The sequence below is a fragment of the Ralstonia sp. 110700041-2 genome (assembly GCF_056280165.1).
In genome coordinates this window covers 122,361-143,490 of sequence record NZ_JBSFAI010000008.1, presented here as the reverse complement: position 1 = coordinate 143,490, position 21,130 = coordinate 122,361, and the positions used below count along the sequence as shown (strand labels likewise).

At 60.5% G+C, this 21,130-nt stretch carries 19 protein-coding genes and 2 pseudogenes; 14 read left to right on the top strand and 7 right to left on the bottom strand.

Translation table 11 applies throughout. From position 1 onward, the window contains the following. Positions 1–38: 38 nt before the first annotated feature. Complete coding sequence (gene ppsR / locus ACUXH0_RS13855; RefSeq protein WP_012435463.1) at positions 39–890, bottom strand: posphoenolpyruvate synthetase regulatory kinase/phosphorylase PpsR; 852 nt, start codon at positions 888–890, stop codon at positions 39–41. Positions 891–1,120: 230 nt separating this feature from the next. On the opposite strand from ppsR, the gene ppsA reads away from it, so the two are divergent. The 3 genes from ppsA (at position 1,121) to ACUXH0_RS13840 (ending at position 5,075) form a co-directional block, all read left to right on the top strand. Further along, positions 1,121–3,508: a phosphoenolpyruvate synthase gene (gene ppsA / locus ACUXH0_RS13850; RefSeq protein WP_004626706.1), complete on the top strand. Its 2,388-nt coding sequence runs from the start codon at positions 1,121–1,123 to the stop codon at positions 3,506–3,508. Between the two features lie 165 nt (positions 3,509–3,673). Beyond that, positions 3,674–4,099, top strand: a complete 426-nt coding sequence (locus ACUXH0_RS13845) for an NfeD family protein (RefSeq protein ID WP_004626707.1) — start codon at positions 3,674–3,676, stop codon at positions 4,097–4,099. A 49-nt stretch (positions 4,100–4,148) separates the two neighbouring features. After that, on the top strand, positions 4,149–5,075 hold the full coding sequence (locus ACUXH0_RS13840; RefSeq protein ID WP_012435464.1) for an SPFH domain-containing protein: 927 nt from the start codon (positions 4,149–4,151) through the stop codon (positions 5,073–5,075). An 18-nt stretch (positions 5,076–5,093) separates the two neighbouring features. On the opposite strand, the gene smpB is transcribed toward ACUXH0_RS13840, so the two are convergent. Further along, positions 5,094–5,540 carry an SsrA-binding protein SmpB gene (smpB, locus tag ACUXH0_RS13835; RefSeq protein ID WP_012435465.1) on the bottom strand — a complete coding sequence of 149 codons (447 nt, stop codon included), beginning with the start codon at positions 5,538–5,540 and terminating at the stop codon, positions 5,094–5,096. Positions 5,541–5,665: 125 nt separating this feature from the next. On the opposite strand from smpB, the gene ACUXH0_RS13830 reads away from it, so the two are divergent. Together ACUXH0_RS13830 and ACUXH0_RS13825 are read left to right on the top strand one after the other, a co-directional pair. After that, on the top strand, positions 5,666–6,103 hold the full coding sequence (locus tag ACUXH0_RS13830) for a type II toxin-antitoxin system RatA family toxin (RefSeq protein ID WP_012435466.1): 438 nt from the start codon (positions 5,666–5,668) through the stop codon (positions 6,101–6,103). After that, complete coding sequence (locus ACUXH0_RS13825) at positions 6,090–6,455, top strand: RnfH family protein (protein WP_012435467.1); 366 nt, start codon at positions 6,090–6,092, stop codon at positions 6,453–6,455. Before ACUXH0_RS13830 ends, ACUXH0_RS13825 begins: the two co-directional genes overlap by 14 nt. 7 nt (positions 6,456–6,462) lie before the next feature. Here ACUXH0_RS13825 and ACUXH0_RS13820 read toward each other — a convergent pair whose 3' ends face one another. Further along, entirely contained in the window at positions 6,463–7,002 is a 540-nt protein-coding gene (locus ACUXH0_RS13820) for a DUF4124 domain-containing protein (RefSeq protein ID WP_012435468.1), read from the bottom strand. Between the two features lie 154 nt (positions 7,003–7,156). Beyond that, the gene (locus tag ACUXH0_RS13815; RefSeq protein ID WP_012435469.1) at positions 7,157–8,101 is read right to left on the bottom strand and encodes a DMT family transporter; all 945 of its coding nucleotides are present in this window, start codon (positions 8,099–8,101) and stop codon (positions 7,157–7,159) included. A 154-nt stretch (positions 8,102–8,255) separates the two neighbouring features. Here ACUXH0_RS13815 and guaB point away from each other — a divergent pair, with 154 nt between their 5' ends. From guaB to ACUXH0_RS13780, 7 genes and pseudogenes are all read left to right on the top strand, one after another. After that, positions 8,256–9,719 (top strand): IMP dehydrogenase, encoded by a 1,464-nt coding sequence (gene guaB / locus ACUXH0_RS13810; RefSeq protein WP_012435470.1) that lies wholly within the window; start codon positions 8,256–8,258, stop codon positions 9,717–9,719. Positions 9,720–9,849: 130 nt separating this feature from the next. Beyond that, positions 9,850–10,428: a hypothetical protein gene (locus tag ACUXH0_RS13805; protein ID WP_012435471.1), complete on the top strand. Its 579-nt coding sequence runs from the start codon at positions 9,850–9,852 to the stop codon at positions 10,426–10,428. After that, positions 10,403–12,022 (top strand): glutamine-hydrolyzing GMP synthase, encoded by a 1,620-nt coding sequence (guaA, locus tag ACUXH0_RS13800; RefSeq protein WP_012435472.1) that lies wholly within the window; start codon positions 10,403–10,405, stop codon positions 12,020–12,022. The genes ACUXH0_RS13805 and guaA overlap by 26 nt, the downstream gene beginning before the upstream one ends. Before the next feature lie 698 nt (positions 12,023–12,720). Further along, positions 12,721–14,391 (top strand): DNA primase family protein, encoded by a 1,671-nt coding sequence (locus ACUXH0_RS13795; RefSeq protein ID WP_182594131.1) that lies wholly within the window; start codon positions 12,721–12,723, stop codon positions 14,389–14,391. A gap of 622 nt (positions 14,392–15,013) precedes the next feature. Further along, positions 15,014–16,711, top strand: a pseudogene (locus ACUXH0_RS13790) (DEAD/DEAH box helicase family protein); the annotation flags it as partial. Between the two features lie 456 nt (positions 16,712–17,167). Next, a pseudogene (locus tag ACUXH0_RS13785) lies at positions 17,168–17,572 on the top strand (3'-5' exonuclease); the annotation flags it as partial. Between the two features lie 298 nt (positions 17,573–17,870). Then, positions 17,871–18,086 (top strand): hypothetical protein, encoded by a 216-nt coding sequence (locus ACUXH0_RS13780; protein WP_182594133.1) that lies wholly within the window; start codon positions 17,871–17,873, stop codon positions 18,084–18,086. Positions 18,087–18,382: 296 nt separating this feature from the next. Here the strand turns inward: ACUXH0_RS13780 and ACUXH0_RS13775 are convergent, their stop codons facing one another. Next, a complete protein-coding gene (locus tag ACUXH0_RS13775) occupies positions 18,383–18,991 on the bottom strand; it encodes a hypothetical protein (RefSeq protein WP_182594134.1) in 609 nt (202 codons plus the stop codon). Positions 18,992–19,341: 350 nt separating this feature from the next. On the opposite strand from ACUXH0_RS13775, the gene ACUXH0_RS13770 reads away from it, so the two are divergent. Continuing rightward, the gene (locus tag ACUXH0_RS13770) at positions 19,342–19,524 is read left to right on the top strand and encodes a GMP synthase (glutamine-hydrolyzing) (RefSeq protein WP_310735969.1); all 183 of its coding nucleotides are present in this window, start codon (positions 19,342–19,344) and stop codon (positions 19,522–19,524) included. A gap of 101 nt (positions 19,525–19,625) precedes the next feature. Here the strand turns inward: ACUXH0_RS13770 and ACUXH0_RS13765 are convergent, their stop codons facing one another. Beyond that, positions 19,626–19,838 carry a hypothetical protein gene (locus ACUXH0_RS13765; RefSeq protein ID WP_004626724.1) on the bottom strand — a complete coding sequence of 71 codons (213 nt, stop codon included), beginning with the start codon at positions 19,836–19,838 and terminating at the stop codon, positions 19,626–19,628. Between the two features lie 267 nt (positions 19,839–20,105). On the opposite strand from ACUXH0_RS13765, the gene ACUXH0_RS13760 reads away from it, so the two are divergent. Next, positions 20,106–20,309 carry a cold-shock protein gene (locus ACUXH0_RS13760; protein WP_004626726.1) on the top strand — a complete coding sequence of 68 codons (204 nt, stop codon included), beginning with the start codon at positions 20,106–20,108 and terminating at the stop codon, positions 20,307–20,309. A gap of 169 nt (positions 20,310–20,478) precedes the next feature. On the opposite strand, the gene ACUXH0_RS13755 is transcribed toward ACUXH0_RS13760, so the two are convergent. Next, on the bottom strand, positions 20,479–21,123 hold the full coding sequence (locus ACUXH0_RS13755; RefSeq protein ID WP_012435473.1) for a Vgb family protein: 645 nt from the start codon (positions 21,121–21,123) through the stop codon (positions 20,479–20,481). Between the last annotated feature and the right edge of the window lie 7 nt (positions 21,124–21,130).

The window sequence follows — 21,130 nt, the reverse complement described above, 5'->3', positions numbered from 1 at the left end:
GCAATGCCGGCCGTTTTGTTTGCGGGGCGATTCCACGCTCAGTAGTTGTTGTGATCCATCTTGACGTCCTGCAGGATCGTCGTGGCAATTTCCTCGATCGACTTGTGCGTTGACGACAGCCATTTGATGCCCTCGCGCCGCATCATCGATTCGGCTTCATTGATCTCGTAGCGGCAATTCTCCAGCGCGGCATATTTGCTGCCTGGGCGACGTTCATTGCGGATTTCCGACAAGCGCTGAGGATCGATCGACAGCCCAAAAATCTTGCTCTTGTAGTCGTACAGCACGGTGGGCAGCTTGCCGCGCTCGAAATCGTCCGGAATCAGCGGGTAATTGGCCGATTTCACGCCGTACTGCATCGCCAGGTACAGGCTGGTCGGCGTCTTGCCGCTGCGCGACACCCCCACCAAAATCACATCCGCTTCGGCCAGATTCTTGTGTGACTGGCCGTCATCGTGAGCAAGTGAAAAGTTGATCGCTTCGATGCGGTTTTTATACGCCTCGGTGTCGGCGTTCTGGTGAAAGCGGCCGATGGCGTGGGTGGACTTCAGGTTCAGTTCCTTCTCGAGCGGCTCGATGAAGGTCTGGAACATGTCCAGGATGGTGGCCTTGGCCCGATGGACGATCTCGTTTGCCTCGGCATCCACCAACGTGGTGAAGACGATCGGCCTCACCCCTTCGGCGTGGAACGCCTCATTGATCTTGGCGACCGCAACATGCGCCTTGTCGATCGTGTCGACAAACGGAATCCGCACCTGGCGGAATTTCATCTCAAACTGCGCCAGGATCGAGTGGCTGAAGGTTTCTGCGGTGATCCCGGTGCCATCCGACACGATGAAAACGGTCCGGAAAGGTGTCCGGCTGGAAGATGCGGAGGCGAGGTCGGTCATCGAAAACGAGGGGTTTTTCCAGCACGCCGGCAGGAAATCGTGCTGCGGCACGGTAGAATAGCGGCGATCGTTTAGCTAAGCAATTCGGGCCAATCGCCTGTCAGGCAATGCCGCAGCTGCAATCCTGGCAGGGCTTCCGGATGATTTAGCCAAGCGATTCGTACGGCCAGACGACAAGAAGAAAGCCCCGTGCGGATCCGACCGGTTTTTCACTTAGTTTAGGGGCTTGTATGACTAACCTGTCGCAAGACGGCGCCTATGTGCTGCCGTTCGAGCAATTGCGGATGACCGATGTCGAGGTCGTCGGCGGTAAAAACGCTTCGCTGGGCGAGATGATCTCCCAGCTGGACGGCGCCGGCGTGCGCGTTCCGGGCGGTTTTGCCACCACGGCACTGGCGTTCCGCGATTTCCTTGCACACAACAACCTGACCGAGCGCATCTCGCAGCGTCTGGCCAGCCTCGACGTCGACGACGTCAAGGCGCTGGCGGCCGCCGGCAAGGAGATCCGCGAATGGGTCGCCACCGCGCCGTTCCAGCCGCGTCTGGAGCAGGAGATTCGCGAGTCGTACGCTCGCGTGTCCGCCCGCGAAGGCGCTGAGGCATCGTTTGCGGTGCGCTCGTCGGCCACGGCGGAAGATCTGCCGGATGCTTCGTTCGCCGGCCAGCAAGAGAGCTATCTCAACGTCCTCGGCATCGACGACGTGCTCGACAAGATCAAGCACGTGTTCGCCTCGCTGTACAACGACCGTGCGATTTCGTACCGCGTGCACAAGGGTTTCGCCCATGACGTGGTGGCCCTGTCTGCCGGCATCCAGCGTATGGTGCGCTCGGACTGCGGCGCCTCGGGCGTGATGTTCACCATCGACACCGAATCGGGCTTCCAGGATGTCGTTTTCATCACCTCCAGCTACGGCCTGGGCGAAACGGTGGTGCAGGGCGCTGTGAACCCGGACGAGTTCTACGTCTTCAAGCCTACGCTGGCCGCCGGCCAGTACCCCATCATCCGCCGCTCGATCGGTTCCAAGCTGATCAAGATGGAGTTCACCGCGCCGGGCGAAGCAGGCCGCGTGAAGACCGTCGACGTGCCGGGCGAGCTTCGCAACCGCTACTCCATCAGCGATGCGGACGTGACGGAACTGGCCAAGTACGCCGTCATCATCGAGAAGCACTACGGCCGCCCGATGGATATCGAGTGGGGCCGCGACGGCCGCGACGGCAAGATCTACATCCTGCAGGCCCGCCCCGAAACGGTGAAGAGCCAGGCACACGGCAAGGTCGAGCAGCGTTTCCGCCTCAAGGGCTCAGCGCCGGTGCTGACCACCGGCCGCGCCATCGGCCAGAAGATCGGCACGGGCCCGGTGCGTGTGATCAACGACCCGGCTGAAATGGAACGCGTGCAGCCCGGCGACGTGCTGGTGGCCGACATGACCGACCCGAACTGGGAGCCGGTGATGAAGCGCGCCTCAGCCATCGTCACCAACCGTGGCGGCCGTACCTGCCACGCGGCCATCATCGCGCGTGAGCTGGGTGTGCCGGCAGTCGTGGGCTGCGGCGATGCGACCGACCTGCTGAAGGACGGCACGCTGGTGACGGTCTCGTGCGCCGAAGGCGACGAAGGCAAGATCTACGACGGCCTGCTGGAAACCGAAATCACGGAAGTCCAGCGTGGCGAAATGCCGCCGATCAGCACCAAGATCATGATGAACGTCGGCAATCCGCAGCTGGCGTTCGACTTCTGCCAGATTCCGAACGGTGGCGTGGGCTTGGCCCGCCTTGAGTTCATCATCAATAACAACATCGGCGTGCACCCGAAGGCGATTCTCGACTACCCGCAAGTCGACAGCGACCTGAAGAAGGCTGTGGAAAGCGTGGCCCGCGGCCATGCCAGCCCGCGTGCGTTCTATGTCGACAAGCTGGCCGAGGGCATTGCCACCATCGCAGCGGCGTTCTATCCGAAACCCGTGATCGTGCGCCTGTCGGACTTCAAGTCCAACGAGTACAAGAAGCTGATTGGCGGTTCCCGCTACGAGCCGGACGAAGAAAACCCGATGCTGGGTTTCCGTGGCGCCTCGCGCTACATCGCCGAAGACTTTGCCGAAGCCTTCGAGATGGAGTGCCGTGCCATGAAGCGCGTGCGCGACGAGATGGGCCTGACCAACGTCGAAGTGATGGTGCCGTTCGTGCGTACGCTCGGCCAGGCTGAGAAGGTTGTCGAGCTGCTGGCCAAGTACGGCCTGAAGCGCGGTGAGAACGGCCTGCGCCTGATCATGATGTGCGAAGTGCCGTCCAACGCGATCCTGGCCGAGCAATTCCTGCAGCATTTCGACGGTTTCTCGATCGGTTCGAACGACCTGACGCAGCTCACGCTGGGTCTGGACCGCGACTCCGGCATGGAGCTGCTCGCCCGCGACTTTGACGAGCGCGATCCGGCAGTCAAGTTCATGCTGCAGCGTGCCATTTCCACGGCGCTGTCGATGAACAAGTACGTCGGCATCTGCGGTCAAGGCCCGTCCGACCATCCGGATTTTGCCGAGTGGCTGGCCAAGGAAGGCATCTCGTCGATCTCGCTGAACCCGGACTCCGTGATCGACACGTGGCAGAAGCTGGGCTCGGCTTGATTCCGACCTAGAGTGCCGTAAGACAAGGCGCGTATTCTGAAGGGTACGCGCCAACAAGAACGCGAAGTGCCCGACGGCGTCCAACGCTGGCGGGGGCCGAGCGACATGCCCCCGCAGACGTCTAGCGTCGCGGGGGTTTTTTTATGGGATTCAGGGAGAGGGGGTATGTCGGCTCTGACCGTCTGGTTTTCTCTGGCCGTGCTGCTCGTCATCGGCGAGCTGATGACGGGGACCTTCTATCTGCTGATGGTGGCAATCGGCCTGCTCGCAGGCGGCCTTGCCGCGCTGATCGGCCTCGCATTCCCTGCGCAGGCGATCGTTGCCGCCATCGTGGCGGTATTCGGCATCGTCGGGCTGCGGCGTACGCGCTATGGGCGCGTCACGCGCGAGAATGCCGCCCGCAATCGCAACGTCAATCTGGACATTGGCGAGATGTTGCGCGTCGATGCCTGGTCGCCGGAGCGCCGCGCGCGCGTGCAATATCGCGGCGCCGCGTGGGATGTCGAACTCGCGCCGCACGCGCCGGCCACGGGTGGCGAATTCCGGATCGTCGAAGTACGTGGCAACGTGCTTGTTGTCGCGCCCAGATAGCCATCAGCAACAACCAACAACAACCAGCAAGCCCAACCACGGAGGTTCTATGTTCGAGCTGGGGACTCTCGCGATCATCGTCCTGTTTGCCGCCATCGTGCTCATTGCACAAGGCGTCAAGATCGTGCCGCAACAGCACGCCTGGATTCTGGAGCGGCTGGGCAAGTATCACGCAACGCTCTCGCCGGGGCTCAATATCGTGCTGCCCTTTGTTGATCGCGTGGCTTACAAGCACGTGCTCAAGGAAATCCCGCTCGACGTGCCGAGCCAGATCTGTATCACCAAGGACAACACGCAGCTGCAGGTGGACGGCATCCTGTACTTCCAGGTGACCGACCCGATGCGGGCATCGTATGGCTCCAGCAATTTCGTGATCGCCATCACCCAGCTGGCGCAGACGACGCTGCGCTCGGTGGTCGGCAAGCTCGAACTGGACAAGACGTTCGAAGAGCGTGACTTCATCAACCACAGCGTGGTCAATGCGCTGGATGAGGCGGCATCGAACTGGGGGGTGAAGGTGCTGCGCTACGAAATCAAGGATCTGACCCCGCCGAAGGAAATCCTGCACGCCATGCAGGCGCAGATCACGGCCGAACGCGAAAAGCGTGCGCTGATCGCCGCATCCGAAGGCAAGCGCCAGGAGCAGATCAACCTGGCATCCGGTGCGCGCGAGGCCGCCATCCAGAAATCGGAAGGGGAAAGGCAGGCTGCCATCAACAAGGCGCAGGGCGAAGCGGCGGCGATTCTGGCGGTGGCCGAAGCGAACGCCCAGGCGATCCAGAAGATCGGTCAGGCCATTCGCACCGAGGGCGGTGTCGATGCCGTCAACCTGAAAGTGGCGGAAGAGTATGTGAGCGCGTTCGGCAACCTGGCCAAGCAGGGCAACACGCTCATCGTGCCGGGGAACATGGGCGACCTGAGCACGATGATTGCGTCAGCGTTGACGATCGTGAAGCAGCAGCGGCCGAGCGCGTAAAGTTCGGAGCGGGAGGGCTCAAGCCTTCTCGCGCATGAGGCGGGCTTTTTCGCGCTGCCAGTCGCGGTCCTTCTCGGTTTCGCGCTTGTCGAACTGCTTCTTGCCCTTGGCGAGGCCGATTTCGCACTTCACGCGGCCGCGCGTGTAGTGCAGGTTGAGCGGAACGAGCGTGTAGCCACGCTGCTCGACCTTGCCGATGAGCTTCTTGATCTCTTCGGCGTGCAGCAGCAGTTTGCGGGTGCGCACGGGGTCCGGATGGACATGCGTGGAGGCCGATTGCAGCGGGCTGATATGGGCCCCGATCAGGAACAGCTCGGCGTTACGAATGACGACGTAACCTTCCTTGATCTGCGCACGGTTGGCCCGGATGGCTTTCACCTCCCAGCCCTCGAGAGCCATCCCTGCCTCGTAGCGCTCTTCGATGAAATAATCGAAAAAGGCCTTCTTGTTGTCGGCGATGGTCATACGTTGGAATATGCGGTGCGCGCATTGGGGTGAGGATCCCTGCATGCGCTGCGATAAAATAGCGAGTTTAACAAATCCGCCGCAATCCCAACCGGGACGCGGCGCGCAAAGCTTTCGGATCACGCATGGCAGACGTTGAAAAAACCGTGTTGATTGGCCACTCGGCCGAACAGATGTTCGACCTGGTCACCGACGTCAAAGACTATCCGAACTTCCTGCCATGGTGCGGCGGCGTGGAAATCTACGAGCAGACGGAAACGTCACTCGACGCGCGCGTGGATATCGCCTTCAAAGGCATCCATCAGTTCTTTCGCACGCGTAACGTACAAACGCGGCCCACCCGCATTGATATGACGTTCGCTGACGGGCCTTTCAAGTCGTTCACCGGGTTCTGGATCTTCACGCCGCTGCGCGCGGACGCCTGCAAGATCAACTTCCATCTGCATTACGAGTTTTCCAGCGTCATTCTGGAAAAGCTGATCGGCCCGGTGTTCAGCATGATTGCCAACACCTTCGTCGACTCATTCGTCAAACGCGCCGAGGCGGTGTATGGCGAGTCCTGAATCCGGTACCGTGATTGACGTGATGGTCTGCCTGGCGACGGTCACGCCGCCGCGGCTCGTCAACGTGCAAGTGCCGGCGCAGGCGACGGTGGCTGACGCCGTGCATGCGTCCGGCTTGCTCAACGGCCTGGATCTGACCATCGATACCTGCCGGCTGGGCGTTTACGGCAAGCGCAAGACGCCGGATGCCGCATTGCATGCGCGCGATCGAGTGGAAATCCTGGGTCCGCTGATCGCCGATCCAAAAACTGCACGCCGGCGGCGCGTGCAGAAGGTGCGGGCCACCGGCACGCGCGAAGGGCTGAAGTGGCTGCGCAACGAGGCGCCGCCCAAAGACGACGTCCTCGAATAAAGAGCGATCAGTTGCAGTTGGCGCTGAGGGCAGCCTGGTTGCGCTGGACGGCTGCGGCGCGCTGGGTGTCATCCAAGTAGGCGATTGAGCCATCGGCCTGCACCGAGCCGACGCGGCGGCCGTCTTGCATATACGTGGTTTCGTTGCGCAGGCGTGCGCATTCGGCTTGCTTGCGCTGCGCAGCGTCAGCCTGCCTGGCTTCCTCCTGTTCCTTCTTTGCGCGATCGGCCAGGCGCTTGCGCAGTTCTTCGTCAGGGTTGGGCGCGGCGACGCTCGAGGCTGGCTGACCGGGTTTGGCGGGCGCATTAGGGTCTGCCGCTTTGACGCCCGAGGCCGGCGCGGACAGCGCTTCATAGGCCGTGGCCGTGCGGCTGTTCGGGTTGCGGATGATGCGGCTGGGCGGCACCGACGGTGGCGGTGCGGCGTCGCTGTAGACCATGTGGCCCTTGTCATCGCGCCATTGCCAGGCCCATTGCGCCTGGGCAACCGGGCAAGCGAGGGCGATCAGGGCCGCAGTGGCAGGCAACAGGACGTGCAGTCGTTTCATGGAGTTCTCGTTCGTGGACTGCCGACGGCGCGCTGGCCGACCCGACGACGGCCCCTCGACGCGCACGGGAGCCCGGTGGCGTGATCGCCACTCGCCAATCTAGGCCGACGGCCTGGCTTGGCCTGTCGACTCGCCCCCCGGCAAGGCGCCCAGTTTATGCAGACTTCTTGTTGGCGTGCAAGCGCACCGACCAGCCGACACCCAAGATCAGCAAGGCGATTGCGGCCATCTCAAGCGGGCGCGGCCAGCGATCGTCGTACACAAAGCCATATGCCAGCGCGAACAGGGTCTCGAACACGATCATCTGGCCCGACAGCGTGAGCGGCAGCCGCCGGGAGGCGATGTTCCACAGATTGTTGCCGATCAGCGACGCGCCCAGTGCCACGGCAGCGTTCACGGTCCAGAACGTGCCCCAGACGCGTCCGCCGGTATCCATCCAGCTTGTGCCGACTGCAAGCAGGGCCGCCATGGTCAAGGCGGCAGACAGGATGCCGCTCGAAATGCCGTACAGCGCAGACCATTCGTTGCTGGAGAAATGCGGATTGCGCTGCAGGTAGCGGGCGTTGTCCAAGGCGTACCACGTCCAGCTGAAAAGCGCGCCTGCCGCGCAAGCGATGCCAACAATGCGTTGCCAGACCGGCCGGATGTTGGTGGCCGCCGTTGCCGCTGTCTGGCCGAACAGGTCAACGTTGATGCAGGCGATGCCGGCAGCGACAACCAGGAGCGGCCAGATCAGCCGGGAGAGCGGCACGGCGCCATGATCGCGCCGGCCAAGCATGGTGATTGTGATGGGCAGAATGCCAACGATCAGCGAGGTGGGCGCAACACCAGCCAGCTGCACGCCAAACGCCACGAAAACAAAATAGACAAGGTTGCCGCTGCAGGATTGCCTGACCAGCGCCAAGCAGTCGGCGCGGGTAATTTTGCGGGCAATGCGCGGAAGGATCGGGGCAGCGGCAATGGCTGCGATGACGCCGTAGGCGAGGTAGCGGCCGAGGGTCAGTTCCCACGGTGAAAACGCGGGCAGCGCGCGCGGAGCAATAAAGACCATGCCCCACATCGCCCCGGCCAGCAGGGCGCACAATACGCCAATTCCCATTCGAACACTCGCGAGGCTGATTCTGCGCGGCCGCTGGTGGCGCAGGGTGCTGTAGGTGCGTGCGCGAAGAAAAATTTATCGAGCATAGCACGGGTCTCTACAACCGTGGGGCGAATTCCCGTATAATCCGATTTTGCGCCTAGAGGAAATTGCTATGCGTCTTGTCCAGAAAGCACTCACGTTCGATGATGTGCTGCTCGTCCCGGCCTACTCGGCCGTCCTGCCCCGCGATACGTCCCTTCGCACCAAGCTCACCCGTTCGATCGAACTTGCCATTCCGCTCGTCTCCGCCGCCATGGATACGGTTACGGAAGCGCGGCTCGCCATCGCTATGGCGCAGCAAGGTGGCATCGGTATCGTCCACAAGAACCTGAAGCCCGAAGAACAGGCGCGCGAAGTCGCCAAGGTCAAGCGCTTTGAATCGGGCGTGCTGCGCGATCCGATCACGATCGGCCCGGACATGAAGGTCCGCGACGTGATGGCGCTGTCGGCACAGCACGGCATCTCGGGTTTCCCGGTGCTGGAAGGCAAGAAGGTGGTGGGCATCATCACCAACCGCGATCTGCGTTTCGAAGAAGAACTGGACGCCCCGGTGCGCGCCAAGATGACGCCGAGCGAGAAGCTCGTCACCGTCAAGGAAGGCGCCTCGCTGGAAGAGGCCAAGCGCCTGATGAACAAGCACCGCCTGGAGCGTGTGCTGGTGGTGGGCGAGGCTTTCGAGCTGCGCGGCCTGATCACCGTCAAGGATATCCAGAAGGCCACCGAATACCCGCTGGCCTCGAAGGACGAGCGCGGTTCGCTGCGCGTGGGTGCGGCGGTGGGCGTGGGTCCGGATAACGATCTGCGTATCGATTTGCTGGTCAAGGCGGGCGTGGACGTGATCGTGGTCGACACCGCGCACGGCCACAGCCAGGGCGTGCTGAACCGCGTGCGCTGGATCAAGGACAACTACCCGCAAGTGCAGGTGATCGGCGGCAACATCGCCACGGGCGACGCGGCCAGGGCGCTGGTCGACCATGGCGCGGATGGCGTCAAGGTTGGTATCGGCCCGGGTTCGATCTGCACGACACGGATTGTCGCGGGCGTGGGCGTGCCGCAGATCTTTGCCGTGTCCAATGTGGCCGAGGCCCTCAAGGGCACCGGCGTTCCGCTGATCGCCGACGGCGGTATCCGCTACTCGGGCGATGTGGCCAAGGCACTGGCTGCCGGCGCACACACCGTGATGATGGGCGGCATGTTTGCCGGCACGGACGAATCTCCCGGTGAGGTGTTCCTGTTCCAGGGGCGCTCGTACAAGAGCTACCGCGGCATGGGCTCGGTTGGCGCGATGAAGGACGGCGCTGCCGACCGTTACTTCCAGGAAGACAACACCGCCAACGTCGACAAGCTGGTGCCCGAAGGTATCGAAGGGCGCGTGCCGTACAAGGGTTCGGCACTGCCCATCGTGCATCAACTCACGGGCGGCGTCCGCTCGTCGATGGGCTACTGCGGTTGCGCGTCGATCGCCGAATGGCACGAGAAGGCCCAGTTTGTCGAGATCACCGCCGCGGGCATGAACGAATCGCACGTGCACGACGTGCAGATCACGAAGGAAGCGCCGAACTATCACCGCGACTGATCGCTTGTCGATCATCGCAAACAACAAACAAGATAGAAGGCAAGCAGTACTGCCGCCGGGGCGCGCGGGCGCTCCGGCCGATTCAACCGGTGGCCGAGGCACGGGCGGCCGCCCGCAACTGGAGACGATGATGAAAGCGCTTTTGCGACTCGTTCTGTTTCTGGATGCGGCTGTCGCACTGTGCGTCGGTCTCGTCCTGCTGGCTTCACCGATGACGTCCATCTTCGGCGCGCTGCAATTGCCGCAGCCGGAACCGGCGATGTACGGCCAGCTGCTCGGCGTCACGCTGATTGGCGTGGCCTGGCTGCTGTGGCACGCCACCGTCAACGGGCAACTGACGACCGCTGTGGCCCAGGTAGTCGGTCATCTGAACCTGGCGGTCGCCGTGCTGGTGATTGTCTGGCTGCTGTTCTTCCACCTGCCGGTGGAGGGCGCCGGCCGCATCTGGCTGCCGACGTTTGCGGCGGTGCTGGCGGCGTTTTCCGCAGTGCAGATTCCCGCCTCGCGCCGTGTGCGCACCCATGAGCGCGTGCGCGCGCAGAAGGCCCGTGAAGACGCCGCGGCCGCGCGCGAACGCGAACGCGCAGAAAAGGCGCAACGCAAAGAACCTGGCTACATGCCGCCTCCGGGCTACGGCCCCGGCACTGAAGTCGACACGATTGCCGATTCCATTCCTCCACAACATGCACGACAAAGTCCTCATCCTTGATTTCGGCTCGCAGGTCACGCAACTGATTGCGCGGCGCGTGCGTGAAGCACACGTCTACTGCGAAATCCATCCGAACGACGTGTCCGACGCCTTCGTGCGCGAATTCGCGCCCAAGGCGATCATCCTGTCCGGCAGCCACGCCAGCACGTACGAAGATCATCAACTGCGCGCCCCGCAGGCCGTGTGGGACCTGGGCGTGCCGGTGCTGGGCATCTGCTACGGCATGCAGACCATGGCCGTGCAGCTTGGCGGCAAGGTGGAGTGGAGCGACCACCGCGAATTCGGTTACGCCGAAGTGCGCGCGCATGGCCACACCCGCCTGCTCAAGGACATCCAGGACTTCGCTACGCCCGAAGGCCACGGCATGCTCAAGGTGTGGATGAGCCACGGCGACAAGGTCACAGAGCTGCCACCGGGCTTCAAGCTGCTGGCCTCGACGCCGAGCTGCCCCGTCGCGGGCATGGCCGACGAGGCGCGTGGCTACTACGCGGTGCAGTTCCACCCGGAAGTCACGCACACCGTGCAGGGCCGCGCGCTGCTCGAGCGCTTTGTGCTGGAGATCGCTGGCGCCAAGCCCGACTGGGTCATGCGCGATCACATCGACGAGGCCGTCAAGGCGATCCGCGAGCAGGTGGGCGATGAAGAGGTGATCCTCGGCCTGTCGGGTGGCGTCGATTCTTCGGTGGCGGCGGCGCTGATCCACCGCGCCATTGGCGACCAGCTGACCTGCGTGTTTGTCGACCATGGCCTGCTGCGCCTGGACGAAGGCAAGATGGTGATGGACATGTTCGCCGGCCGCCTGCATGCCAAGGTTGTGCATGTGGATGCGTCCGAGCAGTTCCTCGGCCATCTGGCTGGCGTGACTGACCCCGAAGCCAAGCGCAAGATCATCGGCCGCGAGTTCGTTGAAGTGTTCCAGGCCGAAGCCAAGAAACTCAGCAACGCCAAGTGGCTGGCGCAGGGCACGATCTACCCGGATGTGGTGGAATCGGGCGGCACCAAGACCAAGAAGGCGACGACGATCAAGAGCCACCACAACGTGGGCGGCCTGCCGGAGACGCTGGGCCTGAAGCTGCTCGAGCCGCTGCGCGACCTGTTCAAGGATGAAGTCCGCGAGCTGGGTGTGGCGCTGGGCCTGCCGCACGAGATGGTGTATCGCCACCCGTTCCCGGGGCCTGGCCTGGGCGTGCGCATTCTGGGTGAGGTCAAGCGTGAATATGCAGACCTGCTGCGCCGTGCCGATGCGATCTTCATCGAAGAGCTGCGCGGCACGAAGGCCACGGCGCAGGATGCGGCCGCCGGCCTGTGCGGCGAAGGCGATGTTGGCAAGAGCTGGTACGACCTGACCAGCCAGGCGTTTGCGGTGTTCCTGCCGATCAAGTCCGTCGGCGTGATGGGCGATGGCCGCACATACGACTACGTGACGGCGCTGCGTGCAGTGCAGACCACCGACTTCATGACCGCACATTGGGCGCATCTGCCGTACGCCCTGCTGGGCCGCGTGTCGAACCGCATCATCAACGAGGTGCGTGGTTTGAGCCGGGTCGTGTATGACGTGTCGGGCAAGCCGCCTGCGACGATCGAGTGGGAGTGAAAATTCCGATAAATCAATGGGTTAAGCCGCCTGTCTAGTCCAACATTCGGTGGCACCCCAATCGCCCAGCACAGGGTTCTCGGTTCAGTTCGTCCTCCGTCCAAGCTCAAATTTGGACAAGATTTGGACAAGAACGGCTTGGTGATTGCCAAGCCGTTTTGCATTCTAAGACTTTCGCCAGCTTCGCGTAGCCCTGCGATGGGCGGGAGTGGGTGAGGGTGCTGCTTGCAATCAAAGGTATCGAGGCCATCGTCAACGCTGGGGGGCAGGGGGGCGAATGTGGTCCCGGTGCCAACTGCCCTTGCAGTGAGGGTGTCATGTCATCTACACTCGTTGCCGAGCACTGAAGCACCCCTGCTAGGTCGGCAAACAGCCTTCCTTGTCACGTGTGGAGTTCACTTTTGACAACCGTAGTGTTGCCAAGGGGACTTCGCACGTATGCTCCATGCACATCGGACCTCGTTAGCCAAGTTCCTGAGGCACAAAGGAACCTAAATGATGAAGAACGGTGTATCTATTGAGCCCAGTCACGGAGCTCCCGCAGTAACGGCGCTGACCGCCTTCAGCGAACCCGACCCCATTGTTTGGCTTTGCCCGTTGCCGTGGGCATCTAGCGTATCGCTCCAGCAATCGCTCTGGTCCCATCACGACCTGAAGTTGCCCGGCATCGCTGCTCATCGTGGCAAGCGGGGGGTCGTATGAGCGCTAGCCACTTTGCAGTCGCCTCCGACAACCAAGACCTCGGGCAGGAGCTTCGGCTGTCTCCTGCGGGTACAACGGAAAGTATCAAGGGGGCAGAGGTTCGTGCGGCAAATGACGCTGAACCTACCGTCGAAGGAGGCGATGGTGTGCACACATCCGCTTCGGCGATGCGTGAAGGCTATGTCCCGGTGCTTGGTGCTTTGGCTCCTCCGGCCAGTCTTTGCCATTATCAGCGCCTGCAGACCGGGGAAGAGGTATCGGGCGGGCAAGCTACCCGATCCTGTGCCGAAATTCAGCGGGCAGGCTTCAATGGGTGCCCAGCCTCGCAATGCTGTGTCACGCCTGTGGGTACTCATGCTGAACGGCCATCGGATATGGAGGCGTGGGCGGCGGTCGGGAAGTACAGCAAGGTGTCCCAATGGATCGTGGCTCGTGCCTTCCTGGACGCCCAATTCCCGGAAGGGGCGGCTTGTGTTGGCAAACTGTTCTACGGATATGACAACGGCATCTTCCGGCTGATCGACGAGGCGGAGTTGATGCAGCGCTTGTTGCAGACCTTTGGGTACGGCATCAAGGTGTCTGACGCTCAGCAGATGCTCAAGTACATCAAGTACGCCTGCCGGATGCCGCCCGATACGTTTCGCTTGAACGTGCGGCTTGTGTGTTTCAACGATGGCACGCTGAACGTCGATACAGGCGAATTTGGGCCTCATAGCCCGGACCACCGCTTGCTCAGCCGAATCGGGGCCATCTACTCGCCTACTGCTGAGTGCAGGCGATTCCTGCGCTTCTTGGAAGAAGTGTTCCGTGACGACCCGGATCGTGACCAGCGAATTCGGTTCCTGCGCCAGTGGATGGGCTACTTGCTGATCCCGGACACTACCTACCAAAAGATGCTGTTCTTGCTGGGAAGGGGAGCCAACGGCAAATCGGTACTGTGCAAAGTCATTGAGGCCATGCTGGGCAAGGAGAACGTGTCTCATGCCATGCTCAACCGGCTTGGGCGGGCGGCTGTTCGCGTTGAGCTTGCAGGTAAGCTCGCCAACTTGTCGCCTGATCTGCCGACGCAGGCCCTTAAGGGGGATGGTTACCTCAAGGCAATTGTGTCAGGTGATCCCGTCGAGGCTGAGCGCAAGTACAGCGATTCGTGCACGATCACGCCTTTCTGCCGTCTCATTGTTGCGACCAATTCCATGCCCGAGACGCCGGATCGGTCGGATGGGTTCTTTCGGCGGGTGATTATCCTGACGTTCAACCGGCAGTTCAACCCCGAGGAGCAAGAGCCTGGCCTCTTGGATGAACTGCTTGGCGAGCTCGACGGGATCATCGCTTGGGCCGTTGATGGACTTCGAGAACTCTTGGCTGCCGGGGAGTTCACGATCCCCCCTTCGTCAGCACAAGCGCTTGGTGACTACAGGTGCGAGGCGAGTCCGGTCCAGCAGTTTGCCGAGGAGTGCCTGGTCAACGCTCCGAATGGTAGCGGCATGCCTGCCAGCCATGTGTTTGGAGTCTACAGTCGGTGGTGCGCTGCACACGGGCAGGCACACGGCACGTCGATTGGATTCGGTCGAGCGCTGGCCAATCTCGGCTTCCGCTCTCGGAAGTCGAGCCATACGATCTGGCAGGTTTCGCTAAGCCCGGGCGCTGCCGTGTACCAGCCATCCTGATCGCACGGAAGATCCCCGGCACAAGCGGGGATTTTTTTTGCTTCTCTGTCTCCCATCTTCCCGGGGGGCACATCTCGCTAGCTCTAGGTCTGACTGCCGTTGGGAGGATGGGAAGATGCCTTGCAAACAAATTCACGCTTCGCCGCTGCACAACCCTCTCGTCAGATCGATGCCTCCGAGCGGGCATGCACAGGATGTGCCGTCTGCTGTTGGCATTTTTCTTTAAAAAAATCATTAAAAGTATTGAAATAAATATTTTCAAAGTTAAAATACAAGAAAGGAATTTGTGCTGAAATTTTACGGCACATTTAATTAAATATGAATAAAGAGAACAACGTAATTTCCGCCGTTCGAATTGCCGGCGGTCCAAGCAGAGTAGCGGCAGAGTTGCGTGTGTCGAGCCGAGCGGTCAACACTTGGCAGAACAAGGGCTACGTCCCGAAGTATGACTACGCACAAAGGCTGGCGGCGCTTGTCGGCGTGCCCGTAGCAACGCTGCGAAAGACCATCTGACAGCACTACTCGGTGTGAAGCGTAGGCTTCGTATCCACCGTTTCAAAAAACAAAAAAGCCCGGCGAAGGGAGAATTCGATCGGGCCAGAAATTAAAAAAAGATTGATATATGTATTTTAGCTCCATCTTCATGGAGGAAATTCCGTTACTGACAAGTGTTTCCTTCCAACCCAAGTCCACACCCGCCCTGCCGGCTACTGCCCCCACCGTGACTGGCGGATCGTACGTCACGGTCCTGACCTCGCAGGATCGCCCGGTCAACAAACGCTACTACCGGGACGAGGCCGGGGCTGTGCAGAAGGCAAATTTTCAAAATGCGTTTCTGTACTCGGTCAAAACTGTCCCAACCAATGGAATCGAGGAACTTGCCGGGATCGTCGAATCGCACAGCGCCAACCGTCAATGCATTCTGATCCGGGACTTGCCGATTAGATCTCTTCCTACGGTGGTACGCAAGACGAAGGAGAACTTCGCAGAACATCCGGAGGGTTCTCCGTGGGCGATGCTCGACTTCGACAACATCAAGATGCCGGACGGTATGGACCCGTTGTCGCCCGAAGCGATCGAATGGGTGATTAGCAGGCTTCCGACCGAGTTCAGAGACGTCACGTACTTCTACCAGTTCAGCGCCAGTGCCGGAATCCTGGGTGCAGACGGCGTTCCGCTCAAATCTGGGTTGAATGTTCATTTGTTCTTCTGGTTGGATCGCCGTATTCCTGGCAAGCAGCTTGCGGCCTATCTGTCACTGCACTGCATGGAGACGGGCTTCTACAAACTGGGAGCGAACAAAGGGGATGTCGTGGGGTTGCTCCCTGGCGTTGACCCGGCTTTGCTGCATAGCCCAGTTCAGGCCCACTACATCGCAGCGCCGACCATTGGTGACGGTGTTGTGTGTCAGCTCACGCCCGAGAGTCGGCAAGGCTTGGTCCGCAAGAACAACCAGTCTGTCACGGTGCCTGAATTGCCCGAAACCGTTGTGCGTCAGGCCAAGGCACTCAAGGCTCAGCTCGTCAACGAGTACAAGCGCATCCACGGATACAAGACGAAGACGCTGATGACCAACGTTCGGGGACAGATCGCTGTCACACAGTACAGCTTTGCGCCAGACCGTAGTGGTCAGCCTGCCAGGCGAGGCCGCACCTTGGTCGATACCAAGCTCAGCAGTGACAGAAAGTATCTGACCTTGTTCTTTGAGGGTGAGGGTTCGCCTGGCTCGTGGTACGTCAACAAGCAGCGCCCTCAGCTTGGCATTCGTCATGGTGATGGTGAAACCGTGCCGCTCAAGGAGTTGTCGCCCGGGGCCCATGACTACGTTCGGGATAAGCTTCACTGGTTCTCCGAAGTGCCACACCAGCATCTAGATTTGGTTGACGGCTATCTGCCACCGTTGACGGGTTTCGCCACAGCCAAGGTGTCGTTGGTCCTATCACCGACAGGCTCGGGTAAGACCACGGCAGCGGTCGAGTGGATTCGGGCCTGGATCGCACAGGGTTTAATCGTTTTCTATGCTGGGCCAATGATTACGTTGGTCGATCAGATGCGAGCTGACCTAGCCACAGCCGGTCTCAGCCCTGTCTACTACACCGAGGCTTGGGGACCGAACCTCCCCAGAAGCGGGGTGATTGTGACCACCTACGATTCACTGCCAAGACTCCTGAAGAATGCCTACGACATGGGGTTACCTCATGTGCTGATTCTCGATGAAATCCATCAAGGTCTGGATCTCTGCATGGGAAGCAACAAGCGCTTGGAATACCTTGAATCGGCCTTATCCAAGGCTCGCCAGACACTGTTGCTGACAGGCACGTTAACGGATGTTCAACGTCACGCTGTGACGGAGGTCTGCAAGCGAGCGCTGGGAGGACAGATAGCGGAGCACTACTGTTGCTATGAGTTTGCTTCATCGAAGGCCCACCCGCTGGAAGTCGTGCCCAGTGATCAGTTTGATGCAGACCTGGCAACACTGCTTGCAGAGTTCGAGGGCAAGCTTGCCAGGAATGAGCCTTTGCCACGCCTAGTGCTGCTGCTCGACACGTCCAAGATGGAGATGTACCGGCTTCTGATGGAGCGTTACGGTTTGACGGACCACGCGATGATCGTGTCCCGCCCTGAGAGCACCGAGGCTGAAGTCGAAGCCGCAAGAACGAGCACGTTGCCCATCCTGATCGCCAGCCCGTTGTTTGGCTTGGGCCTCAATTTCGTGCGGCAACCGGACATTTTGTGGGCTCGCTTCGATCATGTGAAAGCGGATACCAACCAGATCATCCAGACTGTGATGCGAGAAGCGTCCCAGTTTGTCGGCAATCATCCAGTGGTGGCGCACAACGCCTCATTTGATAGACAGTTTTGGCGGGCTGAGCTCGATCTTCTGGGCGTCTCGGCAGACCAGTCCTTTGTTTGTACGCTGCTCGCGTCGAGGCGCATCTACCCGCATGCCCAAAATCACAGGCTATCGACACTGGCGGATATGCTGCAACTGCCAAAGGCCGGGCGTGCTCACCGAGCGATGGCCGATGCTGAGGTGACCAGCCATCTGTGGTGCCGGCTGCAACAAGATATCGCTCAGACCTATGGGTTGAGGCGGGTTGATCACGCCCTCATGGCCCGTGTACAGGTCACCAGCAAGGCTCAGGTTCCGACGCTACTGCGCTCACTGGGCGGAGGCTAGACGCCAGTCCCGGATGGCGTGAACGTGCCCTTCTTCGGAGTCTGTGAGAATCGCCTGTTCCTAGGCCGTGGATCACAACGGCTTCTCCATGGCTTCGATCATGACTGGCAGTGCCTTCCTGTTATTCGTGTTGATGCGCATCATGAACTCCATGGTCAGCGGTAGGGAGCCGCATGAGACCACGAAGTTGGCTGGACAAGCGGTTGCACCAACCAGTTGTCCGGACCGTTAGCGAGGCCCGGGCTGCCATTCATTGGCGGTGTCGAGCCGTTACGAAATGCATGCAATGGAGCTAATCATGAACAGGGAATCTAAGGAAGTCGCAAACGAAATCAATGCGTACCTTCGTCAGTTCGATAGAGAGCAGCTACTTGAGCTCGGTGCCAAGCTGTACGAAATGGCGAAAAAGCAATGCCAGACTGGATTTGATGACCGTGGTCAACCAGTAACACGAGAGCATTTGAGCACGCTAAACAAGATGCGAAAAATACTCAAAGACCGAGATGCATCATAGTTCATGGCGGCTCCCTCCATATCCATGAGCAGATCCTGTTTCCCCTGCCGTAGGTCGCAGTGCCTGCTTGGTGTCTTCAGTCGTTGCCGGCAAGGTTTTGTCTAACGAGAAACCAACATTGTGAATCCGAGCCCAGGAAGAGCAGACGGTTCAGCCGGGCCGATGGCCTGCTCTCTGTTGGTGTCTATATATATTAGGAAATGCTCGCAGCCGAAAAACCAGCAACGGCATAGCCTTCCTGCGCTCAGTCGCCCACGAAATTTCAAAACTCGTGGGCGAACGAGTGTGAGCACGGGTCAGTGCAGCATCAGTTCGATCTTGAAGCGCTTGAATTGATCGCAACGTCTGCCAACAGCCTCAACGGCGGAGCTTTGCCAATCAGTTGAGAATCCCCGGCAGCAAGCGTTCTGATGAAAGAACACACAGTTCTCGCATACCTGGCGGGGCATCGGTGGCCCATCGAGCGGGTTGTCCCATGCCACGATGACCGGCTCCTTCTGCCCTTTGGGCAAAGCTCGTAGACGGACTGCCTGGCGTTCAAGCACGAGGATCATTTCCGGCAAATCCCAGGTCGGCGGCACGATCGGCTTGGTGTTATCGGTCACCTGCCTTCCACGGCTATCCTTCTTCGCATAGGTCACACCCAGCGGTTCGAGCAGTTCACGCAGCAGTTTCAGTCCATCTTCACGAACCCTTGATCGCTCTGCAGCACCGCCTTTGGTTCTGAGCTTTTCCCGAGCCGTCTTCAAGCGCTCGATGTTTCGCCCCACCGTCTGGAATTCGCTGTCACTGCCCGCCAGTGCCATGAAAGCCTCTCCAAGCTGACCGTTTCGGGTCAAAGCCGCAGAGAGGTCTTCAGCATCGAGCCGCCCCGCCTTGAGGTCATCCAGCTTTTCCAGCAACACGACAATCTTGTCGGTCTTCTCGGCCTCAACCTTTGCCCAGTCTGGATGACTGTCACGAGCGTACCTGACACTTCCCAAGGGACGAGTTTCGCCAATACCGCAACAGGTACTGCTCCGACCGGCGCCCTCGTTTGCCGGGGAGAATTTCGATACTGTACCGATCGATAGCATCGGCCAGCGAGATCTTGGCCGTTGGCGTTACGGGCTTGCTTCGCCCAGCTACACCATGCTCCAGCAGGATCTTCTGGTGCGCTTCCCAGCGCTGCGCCTCGGCTAGAGTGTCGAAGCTTTGTGCGGCTGTATGACCATTGACAGTGACACGAACCTGAAATCGGCTCCCACGTAGACGGATACTCATTTGCTCTGACCCTTTTGGACAGAGCTTGGACAGAGACGAACTAAAACCGTGGGAACCCGCACCAGACAACGCTTCCAGCCGCGTGTCGAACCGCATCATCAACGAGGTGCGTGGTTTGAGCCGGGTCGTGTATGACGTGTCGGGCAAGCCGCCTGCGACGATCGAGTGGGAGTGAGGTTCACCTGCCAAGTCGGAAGAAGCCCGCGTTATGCGGGCTTTTTTTCGTCCTTGTAGTTGGCTATCCAGTGTCTGCCAAAAAGCTACCCCGAACGGCGTCTACGCCTCCAGTGACCAGCCTTGGTTGTCCACGTTCTTTTCGTCGCGATAGACCCATCGCGCACCGCATGTGGGACACGAGAACGTGCTGACGGTGATTGCGCGCGCGGAGGGCGATTTGATGCGTTGCGTGTCGGTGATTCTGAGCAAAGCATGGCCTGGCGCGCCGCGTTTATGGAGTTCGATTGCGGCGCAAGCCGAGCAGAGTGTCATGCCAATGGTTCTCTCAAGAGCGCATGCCCACTGTGGCGTGCTGACTCAGCGGTGGGGTGCGGGGTGGGTCAATGGTGGCAGATTATCTAATTATTTGTTGACGCGGGTCTGAAATGTCTGTAGAAACCATCCCTGCAGGATCTTCAAGCAGTTACTCCGATGTTCTGGGTTGTCACGCCAAGCGGTGCTTCCTTTGCTCCATGTTTCTTCCTTGATTGTCGTGCCTGGTGAGCACAGGCTCATGCAGAACTTTTTAGGATATCCAACATGGAAACCGGCACAGTAAAGTGGTTCAACGACTCCAAGGGCTTCGGCTTCATCACCCCGGACGCAGGCGGCAACGATCTCTTCGCTCACTTCTCTGAAGTTCAGGGCAACGGGTTCAAGTCCCTCCAAGAGGGTCAGAAGGTGCGCTACGTTGCAGGCGTTGGCCAAAAGGGCCCGGCTGCCACGAAGATCGAAGCGATCTGATCGGTCGCATCTGCCAAGAAAAAACCCCGCACTGCGGGGTTTTTTTTCGTAGCAACATTAAGGTGTCCAAGACGCACTTTGCCGCAGCGTCTGAGGCTCTTGCGGCAGCAGATGAATCTGCTGCGGCATCACATAAACGGCAACCGCTGCCGAAAGCCCCGTAGCGCGCCTATGCCGCCTGCTTGCGGGGGCGTCGCACCGCGCGAATCTTCCCGGTGGTTCCGCCGCCGCAGAAGAACTGATCGGCGCCATCCGACTCGAGACCCGACACGTTCATGCCGGCCGGCATGTCAAGCTGCTCCAGCACTTCACCGGTTTGCGGATCGATGTGCCGCAGCTCGCTCGTATCGCCTTCCCAAGTGCCGTGCCAGAGCTCACCGCCGACCCACGTGACGCCGGTAACGAACCGGTTGGATTCGATGGTGCGCAATACCTTGCCGGTGTCCGGATCGATCTGGCGGATCTTGCGCTCGCGGTAGTGGCCGACCCACAGCGTGCCTTCGGCCCAGGCGAGGCCCGAGTCTCCGCCCGCGCCCGGCGCCGGAATCGTGGCGAGCACGGTGCCCGTTTGCGGGTCGATTTTCTGGATGCGGTCTTCGGCAATCTGGAACAGGTGCCGCCCATCGAACGCGGTCCCGGCATGGGCCGGTACATCGATGGAGCGCTGCGTCTTGCCGCTGTCGGGGTCGAGTTCCTTCAGCTGACCGCCGGCAGCAAACCAGACGTGCTGACCATCGTAGGTCACGCCGCCGACGTTCTCTGCGCCAGGGAAGGGGCCGTATTCGCGCACGACTTCGGCGGTGGATCGCTTCATGTTGGGC